The organism is Gluconobacter sp., from assembly GCF_047722525.1.
In the GTDB taxonomy this organism is placed as follows: domain Bacteria; phylum Pseudomonadota; class Alphaproteobacteria; order Acetobacterales; family Acetobacteraceae; genus Gluconobacter.
The window spans coordinates 113,968-122,816 of the sequence record NZ_JBDNYY010000003.1 but is presented as its reverse complement, the minus strand read 5'-3'; the positions used below and the strand labels follow the sequence as shown (position 1 = coordinate 122,816).

The window sequence follows — 8,849 nt, the reverse complement described above, 5'->3', positions numbered from 1 at the left end:
GAGCACCAGACTACGAATCTGGGGGTTAGAGGTTCAAGTCCTTTCGGGTGCACCAGTCTTCTCCTGATGAAGACCTATACAATGTGTCCGCACCCGTAGCTCAACTGGATAGAGCACCAGACTACGAATCTGGGGGTTAGAGGTTCAAGTCCTTTCGGGTGCACCACATTGCCTTCCTCCTGACAATTCAGTGCCGGACCCGCTCCAGACAGCGATAGACCTCGTCCCATTCATAGGGCTTGGACAGGAACATCGTGCCACCCGGCAGGCGTCCCAGATCCTGAATTCGCGTCCCGGAGGTCAGAACCAGTCCGATTTCAGGACGCCGTTCGCGGATAACGCAGGCCAGTTCCACCCCATCCATGTCCCCGGGCATGTTCACATCGGAAAAAATGGTCCCGATGTCCGGATGCCGTTCAAGCATATCCAGAGCCTCGCCCGCATCCGCCGCGAGGGATGCTTCATAGCCCCCCTCTTCCAGCATATCCGCCGCAAGAAAGCGCAGAAGAGCCTGATCCTCGACAACGAGGACATGCCTTCTGTTGACCTTCATGGACTCCCCGCGGGACCTTCCTTTCGGAGCCACCCCGGACGATGCCCCCTCCTTCATGGACATGACATACATGGCAATCACCTTTCGGGATTGAAAAACCTGTAACACCCATTCGGTGCCTTGCCGTCTGCAACGTCACGGGAGGGCGTATGTTTGCATGCATGTTTTTTTTCTGACGTGCAGTCCACGCATGGGAACCCACAGCCCCTGCGGAACTTTCAGTGCGGCAGAGGCGCTGCAAATCCCCCCCGGCCCGCGGTCGCAAGCACGTCGATCCCGACAATACCCCACTGCCCGTCAGGCTGCCGCACCAGAAGCGGACCGCCGCTGTCTCCCCGGGTTGCCGAGCAGTCGTGATGGATCAGTCCGTTAACAGCCAAACCATTGATCTGACAGGCAATATCTCCATAAGGGACCTCCGCCCGGTCCTGCGGATATCCGACCAGCATCGCCGACGCCCCCATCCGTGCTTCGCCATAGGGAACAAGATCCCCCGGCGTCACAACCGGCCGGTCCAGAATCAGGGTCGCCCGATCCTCGGGTGCCGTGCCCCCTTCATTTTCAGGGTCGTATCCGGGGGCAATAACAAAGTGCGTCACCTGCGCATGAAGCCGGTAGTGACCCAGCGCATACCCCATCAGGACATGCACATCCCGGGGCTGGATATAATGCCGCGTCGTCGGCAGCCACAGACAGTGCGCTGCCGTGACCATCACCGTCGGCGCCACGGCAAACCCCGTGCATCGTCCCCCGAGCGCCGTCTGGACGCGCCCGAGAATCCGCCAGGGTGCCGTATTCACATCCACGATGCTGCGATGACTGTCAGGGCCGAGTCCCGGCAATTCCGCCGCCGGAGCCGCCAGAGCCGCTCCGCCCGACAGACAGACCATCAGCAGCCCCGGGATGCGCCTCACCCCAGATGATCCGGGCCGAACGCATCGGGCAGAAGCTCGGAAAGTGTCCGGGTCATGAGCATATCCCCCCTGGGTGAAATCATGTGAACCCGCAGCTCCGGCAGCCCGAACTCCCGCAGCTTCTGCCGGCAACCCCCGCAGGGCGTGCAGGGCTCATCACCCCCCACGATCACGATTTCCTCGATGCGGCGCCCGCCACTCCGCACCATGGCGGCGATCGCTCCAGCCTCGGCACAGGTCCCGAGCGGATAGGCCGCATTTTCAACATTGCAGCCGGAATGGACCACACCCTCACACCGCAACGCCGCGCCAACCTGAAAGCGCGAATAGGGTGCATAGGCACGCGAACGGGCCTCAAGGGCCTCTCGGATCAGTTCCTGTATCATGCCCATGACATTATCCTCTGCGGGTTCAGCTTGGAACATGCTTCCAAGAGCGATACGGTAGCATCATCATGAGTGCACCGCTTCCCTCCGATCCCGCCACCGATCCGTCTTTCTCCGACATGCTGGAAACCCGTCCCTCGCTGAAGATGGATATCCGGGATGGCCTGCTGTTCGAAGGCGTGCCCCTCCACGTCATCGCGGCCGCCGTCGGAACGCCGTGCTGGATCACGGGAGCCGAAACGCTTCGACGCCGGGCCAAGGCCCTGCGGGCCGCATTTGAAGCCCGGAACCTGCCGGTGAACATGCATTTCGCCATGAAATCACAGGATCATCAGGCCACCCTGACCATCCTGCGCCAGTGCGGCTACGGCGTCGACATCGTCAGCGGCGGTGAAATGCAGCGCGCGCTCCATGCCGGGATTCAGCCCTCCGGCATCGTGTTCTCCGGCGTCGGCAAGTCCGATGCCGAACTGCGCGCCGCCGTCGAACATGACATCGCACAGGTCAATGTCGAGAGCGTCGAGGAACTGTACCGTCTGGACGAGATCGCCCGCGCCTGTGGCCGCGTCGCGCGTGCGGCCCTGCGCGTCAACCCGGACGTGGACGCCGACACCCATGACAAGATTTCCACGGGCCGCGCCGGAGACAAGTTCGGCATCGAGCATCGCCGGGCCGTCGCCCTCTACGGCGAAGCCGCCAGCCTGAAAAACGTCCGCCTCGTCGGCCTGGCCGTCCATCTGGGCAGCCAGATGCTCACCGCAGGCCCCTTCCGCGAAGGTTACACACGACTGGCCGACATGGTCCGCGAAATCCGCGCCGCCGGTCACACCGTCGAAGCCGTGGACTGCGGCGGGGGTCTGGGCATCCGCTACCGGGACGAAATCGCGCCTTCGCCCGACATGCTTGCCGGGGTCATCGCCGAGACACTGGGCGATCTCGACGTGCGCCTCAGCATCGAACCCGGCCGCTGGCTCTCCGCGCCCACCGGCATCCTGCTGACGCGCGTGATCGAAACCAAGGCCGGTAATCCCGATTTCGTCGTGATCGACGCCGCCATGAACGATCTCGCCCGCCCGTCTCTCTATGAATCATGGCACGGGATCATGCCCGTCGCTCCCACTGGTCTGACCAGCCCCACGAAACTCTGGGATATCGTCGGACCGGTCTGTGAAAGCAGCGACATCTTCGCCCGCGACCGCGCCCTTCCCGCGGAGACGAAACGCGGCGATCTGATCGCCCTCCTCGATACGGGCGCCTATGGCTCCGTCATGAGTTCGACCTACAATACCCGTCCCCTCGCGGCGCAGGTCCTGATCGACAGCGGAAAATGGGAGATCATCCGCCAGCGCCAGAGCGTTGCGGAACTGATCGCCGCCGAAACCGTTCCCGAGTGGCTGACCGCTAAGGACGACCATGGCTGAGCCAAACCCGGCCCTCCACCTCAAAGCCCTGCGCCGGAAAGCCCAGCGCGTCCTGTGGTGGGAACGCGCGTGGAAGCCTCTGCGCTGGCCCCTGCTTCTCGTTGCCTTCTACGCGCTGGCCTGTCTGGCGCGCGTCCCCCAGTCCCTGCCGGACTGGCTGCATGCCCTGCTCGAACTCTGTGTTCTCGGCACGGCGCTGTGGCTGACCATCACCGGCCTGCGCAGCGTCCCCTCCGTTCCCGTCTCCGTGGCGGACCGCCGGATCGAACAGGATTCCCATCTCGCCTTCCAGCCCCTCCTCAGCCTGACAGACCGCCCGGCCTTTGCCGGAAATGGCGAACAGTCCGCCATCTGGTCCCGCCATGTCGAGCGCGTCACGGCCTCTCTTGGTGCGCTTCGCGTCGGACTCCCGCGTCCCGAGACCAGCCTGCATGAACGCCTCGCGCTCATCGCCGTCCCACTGGCCATCGGTGTTGCTGCTGTTCTTGGTGGTACACACACACCATCGCGCCTCCATGCCGGCCTGATCCCCGGCGTGGATGACGACAGCATCCCCCTGCCAACCCTTCAGGCGTGGATCGACCGGCCGTCCTATGCTCCCGGCGCCCCGATCTTCCTGTCCACAACAGGCCGCACCACCCTCAATGTTCCTCAGGGCGCCATCCTGAACGCCACCATCACCGGCGCGCATGGAAAACCCTCCCTGCACGGGATCGCATCCCCCGAACAGAACAGGCTCGATACCGAAAGCTGGAACAGCCACGGCACCCTCCAGCAGTCCGGCACCATCAGCATCACCGTCCGTGGCCGCACCCTCGGCTCATGGCGCGTAACGGTCGAACCCGACCTGCCCCCCACTGTCACCTGGGACGGCACGCCGGGCCCGCAGAAAGACGACTGGCGCACCGGCCTGCCCTGGCACGTCCACCAGACCTATGGCGTCGCCTCGCTTGAAGCCGAAATCAACCTGCCCGGCCTCACCCGAGGCCGCATCCTGCGCGTCCCCATCCCGCTCGACGGACAGCCCAAGGACGCGAAAGGCGTCGCCACGCCAGACCTTTCATCCGATCCGTTCGCCGGAATGGAAGTCGAAGGCCGCCTGCACGCCAAGAGTGTTTCCGGCCGCGAAAGCCGCAGCGACATCGTCAAATTCCAGATTGCCGCCCGCAAGTTCACTGACCCGCTGGCCCGCGCCCTTGTCGCCCTGCGCCGCCGCCTCATGCTCGGCCAGCAACGCGCCTCGCAGGCCGCAGCCGAACTGAACCTTCTGACGCAGACAACGGACGAGCGCGCCGTTCTCGCAGCCCTTGGCCTAGAGATTGCCTCCCTTCAGAAAGATGCCCCTGAAGGCTCCGCGGACCGCGTGCCCGGCGAACTCTGGGCACTGGCCCTCTATCTGGACGACCTGCGCCGTGACGGGCCTGAAATCGCCGATGCCGCCGCCGAGGTCCGGGCCGCCCAGCAGGGCGTGCAGCAGCAGCTCGATCACATGCGCGACCTCGGCGACAAGGGCCATACCCTTCCCGAACAGGAAGAACTCCAGCGCCGCACACAGGCCCTCAAGGATGCCCTGAACCGCCGGATGCAGCTCCTGTTCTCGCGCGCCGCCCAGAGCGGGATCGTCATGCCGCAGTCCGGCACCAGCTCGGCCGATCCGTTCTCCGACGAGATGCGCCGCCTTCAGTCCGAAGCCAATCAGGGTCACGGAGATGAGGCCCTCAAGCGACTCCAGCAGATGGAAGACATGGCCGAGCGCATGCGTCAGGCCCGCCCCGAGGATCTCAAGGCCCTGGCCGAACAGATGAAGGCGCAGGCCGAAGCCCGTGCCCAGCGCGCGGCCCTGCATGATCTCGTTCACCGCGAGACCACCCTGCTCGACCACACGCAGTCCCGCCTCTCCGCCGCCCGCAAGGCCGCAGCCCCTCCCGACGACGGCAGCCACCCGGATGTCAGCCAGATGTCCACGGCCGACCTGCTCCGCCAGCTCGGTATGCAGCCTCCGCCCGGCATGGAGCAGCCTGCCGACGCCAAACCGGCTGCACCGGTTGATCCGGCAACCGTCGCCGCCCAGTCGGAAGGACGCCGCGCGGACCACGCCCTGCAACGCGCGCTGCAGCGCGTGAACGACATCCTGAGCCACCGCGTAAAGGACCTGACCGGGAAACCCGCCACCGCCTTCGACAAGGCGAAGGCGGACATGCAGACCGCGCGTGAAGCTCTGGCGGACCGCAAGGATGCCGAGGCCCAGACCGCCGAGCAAAAAGTCCTCGCCGACCTCTCCGAAGCCGGAAAGCAGATGCGCCAGAACCAGAAATCCGGCGGATCAGGAAAGGGTCAGGGCGGCGGCAGCCTGAGTTTCATCCCGTCCGGGGGCGCAGGCGGTTCCGGTCAACCCCAGCATGGCGCGAAAGGCCAGCAGGGCGATGACGGCGACCAGCCCCAGGCCGGCGACGAAGACGGCGATGATGACGACCAGAAGGATCAGGATCCGTTGGGCCGCAAACTGGGTGAAGGCGACAAGGGCAAGGACTCCGACGCCCATATCCCGGACAAGAGCGCCCGGGACCGCGCCCGGGACATCGAGCGCGAACTCCGCCGCCGTGCCTCGGACCGCACCCGACCGCAAAGCGAACTGGATTATCTGGAACGGCTCCTCAAATCGTTCTGAGACAAAAAAGCCCGGCACCCTGATGGCGCCGGGCTTTTTCAGTTCCTGTCATCAATGAACATAAGCGGCTGTTTCACGCAGTTGCTGCCCCGTCCGGGCCGCGGCCTCAATCTGATCAGCACCGGGCAATACTCCGTGCATCAGGATCTTCCAGTTCGGATCGGCGACCAGAATCGCACACAGATCACTCCAGTAGAGCGATGCATCAAAATGCGGATTGGTACTGTTATGAAGCAGCGCCAGCGCCTGATCGGCATGACCCTTGAAGATCAGGTCCAGCATGATCTGCGTGGTTGTGGGCAGGCCCTGCCCCGGAAAATGATGCCGGACCTCCCCCATGAACGCTCCGGTTTCATTTCCAATGGACGCCCCTTCGAAGGCCATGGAAACAACGGACAGGGAGCCCCGCTGCACCCGGTTCGCATCCAGCGCGAATGTCCCATTGCGCCAGATCACGGGGACCGGTGTAGATACGCTTTCAGAGTTAGGGGCACCGAACGGCATCATCACGGGGATCGAGAACCAGAACCCGAATGGCCCGGTCGCTGGAGCAGCCTGCGGCGGATATTCAGGCTGCCGACAGTCGCTGAGCTTCTGGAAATGCGACAGTTGCGCAAACCGCAACGCAACATATTCTCCGCACAGTCCAGAGCCGCCCCCACCCACATAAAACAGCAGATCCGGTCCCTTACCCGGCCCTGTCCGTTTCCAGAGGGTCGCAATAAATCCGGGTGGTCCTTCAATATTTTCCGAAACCGGAGCGGCCTTGCCGGTCCATACGATACAGAACGACTGCGACTCCCGGGCTGAAGCCTGACAGGCCCGCGCCTCCACCTGACCTTCAGGCCCGGACCACAGAAGTCTTGGCTTTTCCGCAGGGGTAGCACCGGCAATCGCTGTCCCGCTCAGGAGCCCTGCAAACAACAGCGCAAGAGCAGGGTAAGACCGCATGCCGGCTTCCTTTCGAACGGTTACAATCCGTTACGGAACACGATAGAACGGATTAGGCAACAGAAATCCCTTCTTTGCATGCCCCCCGGCCAGATCGGAGGGCTGATCGCCCAGGCTCGCGATGATCGTATAGCCCTTCCGCTCAATGCGCTCCCGCGTCGGCGTCTTGTACAGCGCGGCATAACCATGAGACGTCATCGGCCGCAGATACAGCCCGTCCCAGTGGCTGATCCCCGCCAGATGCAGGTTCTGCTCCGTCGCGCTGCGCTCATCCTCATGACGCCCGGTCACGAAAAATACCGCCACATGCCGGGCCTGCGCATCTTCGATCAGGGAGCGCATGGACGCAAAAGCCGGTGCGCGCCCGCTTTTTTCCCAAGCCACGGCTCCACACGGCCCCTTGGGCAGCGCATCACATGGACCGGCCGGAATATATCCGAAATCGTCGGCCCGGATTTCGTCCCAGTTGGACAGCGTCGTCTCGTCAATATCCAGCACAATGGCAGGCCGGCGCGTCTTTGGCGCAACCTGCGCAATCCACTGCCGCGCCTGCGCCACCACGGCATCGAAATCCCGCTGGTAGTCACCGCTGTCATGATAGGCACTCGCTGCCAGAATGGCATCGCCCACATTGGCCGGCTGTTCGGCATACGCCGCGAACGGCATCAGGGCCCCACTGACAAGAAGGCCCGAAGCAAGCAGAAAAGAACGAATCATGGAGGAGCCACCTTTCGTGAAACAAGCACAAGTCCAACCCCGACCAGGGCCAGAGCCGTTCCGATAACGGAAACACCGCCATAGCCCAACCCCATGGACAGCGCGATCCCTCCCAGAGCCGCCCCAATCGCATTTCCCAGATTGAATGCCCCGATATTCATGGAGGATGCCAGTGCGGGCGCATCATGGGCTGCCTGCATCACACGCATCTGAAGGGCCGGCATGAGTGCAAAGGTAGCCGCCCCCCACAGAAGGGCCGCAAACAATGCGCCGGGAACGCTCTGCGCCATCCAGGGAAAAATCAGCATGACGATGCCAAGAATGGGGAAAAAGACCAGCAGACTTCCATCCAGCGACCGGTCCGCACTGCGCCCACCAATGGCGTTACCGATCGAGAACCCGACCCCCGTCAGCATCAGCGCCACCGTAATAACCGTCGGAGAGGCATGCGTGATGTGCTCGAGGATCGGCGCGATATAGGTGTAGAGAACGAACATCGCCCCCGCCCCGATCGCAGTCGTCAGCAGCGCCAGAAGGACATTGCCTTTCACGAGAACCCGCAGTTCCCGCCTGACTTCCGGTGCCGGACCGACCTCGCGGGCCGGCAGGGCAAGCTGCACCGCTGCCATGGTCACAAGCCCCAGCAGCGCCGTCACACCGAACGCGCTGTGCCAGCCGAAACTGAGCCCGAGCCAGGTCGCCGCCGGAACGCCGATGATATTGGCAATCGTCAGCCCCATGAACATGGACGCCACCGCACTCGCCCGCCGGGACGGCGCGACGGACAGGGAAGCCTCAACCGCTCCCAGACCGAAAAACGCCCCATGGGCCAGACTGGTCAGGACGCGTGCGGCAAAGAGCAGTTCGTAAGTGTTGGAAACAGCCGAAAGCAGGTTCCCCGCCACATACAGCCCCATCAGCAGGATCAGGGCCAGCTTGCGACGGAACCGCGCCATCAGGAGCGTAATGACGGGCGCCCCGATCATCACGCCCATCGCATAGGCCGTCACCAGCCCGCCAGCCTTGGGCACACTGACCTGAAGACCGTGGGCGATGACGGGCAGAAGGCCCATCGGGGTAAACTCTGTCGTGCCGATGGCAAACGCGCCAACGGCGAGCGACAGCAGGGGCCAGTTTGGTGGCGATTTCGCTGCCAGTTTCAAGACCGGTCTCCGGGAATGCAGATTGTTCGAGATTGATCGAACCCTGCCATACCCGAAATCCCGGAACAACCAAAAG

The 8,849-nt window shown here is 63.7% G+C and carries 8 protein-coding genes and 2 tRNA genes (1 of these 10 running past the window's edge); 4 read left to right on the top strand and 6 right to left on the bottom strand.

Translation table 11 applies throughout. The features are described 5' to 3' along the window. Both ABF859_RS04080 and ABF859_RS04075 read left to right on the top strand, forming a co-directional pair. Nucleotides 1–55: transfer RNA gene (locus ABF859_RS04080), tRNA-Arg, on the top strand (it extends 122 nt beyond the left edge of the window). A gap of 34 nt (nucleotides 56–89) precedes the next feature. Beyond that, a tRNA-Arg gene (locus ABF859_RS04075) sits at nucleotides 90–166 on the top strand. A 21-nt stretch (nucleotides 167–187) separates the two neighbouring features. Here the strand turns inward: ABF859_RS04075 and ABF859_RS04070 are convergent. The 3 genes from ABF859_RS04070 to ABF859_RS04060 form a co-directional block, all read right to left on the bottom strand. Then, a complete protein-coding gene (locus ABF859_RS04070) occupies nucleotides 188–553 on the bottom strand; it encodes a response regulator (protein ID WP_415526379.1) in 366 nt (121 codons plus the stop codon). A gap of 218 nt (nucleotides 554–771) precedes the next feature. Then, a complete protein-coding gene (locus ABF859_RS04065; protein ID WP_415526377.1) occupies nucleotides 772–1,467 on the bottom strand; it encodes a trypsin-like serine peptidase in 696 nt (231 codons plus the stop codon). Next, the gene (locus ABF859_RS04060) at nucleotides 1,464–1,853 is read right to left on the bottom strand and encodes a cytidine deaminase (RefSeq protein WP_415526670.1); all 390 of its coding nucleotides are present in this window, start codon (nucleotides 1,851–1,853) and stop codon (nucleotides 1,464–1,466) included. Before ABF859_RS04060 ends, ABF859_RS04065 begins: the two co-directional genes overlap by 4 nt. Before the next feature lie 68 nt (nucleotides 1,854–1,921). On the opposite strand from ABF859_RS04060, the gene lysA reads away from it, so the two are divergent. Continuing rightward, the gene (gene lysA / locus ABF859_RS04055; RefSeq protein WP_415526375.1) at nucleotides 1,922–3,274 is read left to right on the top strand and encodes a diaminopimelate decarboxylase; all 1,353 of its coding nucleotides are present in this window, start codon (nucleotides 1,922–1,924) and stop codon (nucleotides 3,272–3,274) included. Continuing rightward, entirely contained in the window at nucleotides 3,267–5,942 is a 2,676-nt protein-coding gene (locus tag ABF859_RS04050) for a DUF4175 domain-containing protein (protein ID WP_415526373.1), read from the top strand. The genes lysA and ABF859_RS04050 overlap by 8 nt, the downstream gene beginning before the upstream one ends. A gap of 51 nt (nucleotides 5,943–5,993) precedes the next feature. On the opposite strand, the gene ABF859_RS04045 is transcribed toward ABF859_RS04050, so the two are convergent. Genes ABF859_RS04045 through ABF859_RS04035 form a run of 3 tightly spaced genes read right to left on the bottom strand, consistent with a single transcriptional unit; the run spans nucleotide 5,994 to nucleotide 8,773 of the window. After that, the gene (locus ABF859_RS04045; RefSeq protein WP_415526371.1) at nucleotides 5,994–6,893 is read right to left on the bottom strand and encodes a hypothetical protein; all 900 of its coding nucleotides are present in this window, start codon (nucleotides 6,891–6,893) and stop codon (nucleotides 5,994–5,996) included. Nucleotides 6,894–6,923: 30 nt separating this feature from the next. Further along, on the bottom strand, nucleotides 6,924–7,610 hold the full coding sequence (locus ABF859_RS04040; RefSeq protein ID WP_415526369.1) for an HAD family acid phosphatase: 687 nt from the start codon (nucleotides 7,608–7,610) through the stop codon (nucleotides 6,924–6,926). Beyond that, nucleotides 7,607–8,773, bottom strand: a complete 1,167-nt coding sequence (locus ABF859_RS04035; protein WP_415526367.1) for an MFS transporter — start codon at nucleotides 8,771–8,773, stop codon at nucleotides 7,607–7,609. The genes ABF859_RS04040 and ABF859_RS04035 overlap by 4 nt, the downstream gene beginning before the upstream one ends. Nucleotides 8,774–8,849 lie beyond the last annotated feature (76 nt).

Coding starts and splice junctions, on each gene's coding strand:
- ABF859_RS04070 (WP_415526379.1), bottom strand. CDS start 553: ATGAAGGTCAACAGAAGGCATGTCCTCGTTGTCGAGGATCAGGCTCTT.
- ABF859_RS04060 (WP_415526670.1), bottom strand. CDS start 1,853: ATGATACAGGAACTGATCCGAGAGGCCCTTGAGGCCCGTTCGCGTGCC.
- ABF859_RS04045 (WP_415526371.1), bottom strand. CDS start 6,893: ATGCGGTCTTACCCTGCTCTTGCGCTGTTGTTTGCAGGGCTCCTGAGC.
- ABF859_RS04040 (WP_415526369.1), bottom strand. CDS start 7,610: ATGATTCGTTCTTTTCTGCTTGCTTCGGGCCTTCTTGTCAGTGGGGCC.
- ABF859_RS04050 (WP_415526373.1), top strand. CDS start 3,267: ATGGCTGAGCCAAACCCGGCCCTCCACCTCAAAGCCCTGCGCCGGAAA.
- lysA (WP_415526375.1), top strand. CDS start 1,922: ATGAGTGCACCGCTTCCCTCCGATCCCGCCACCGATCCGTCTTTCTCC.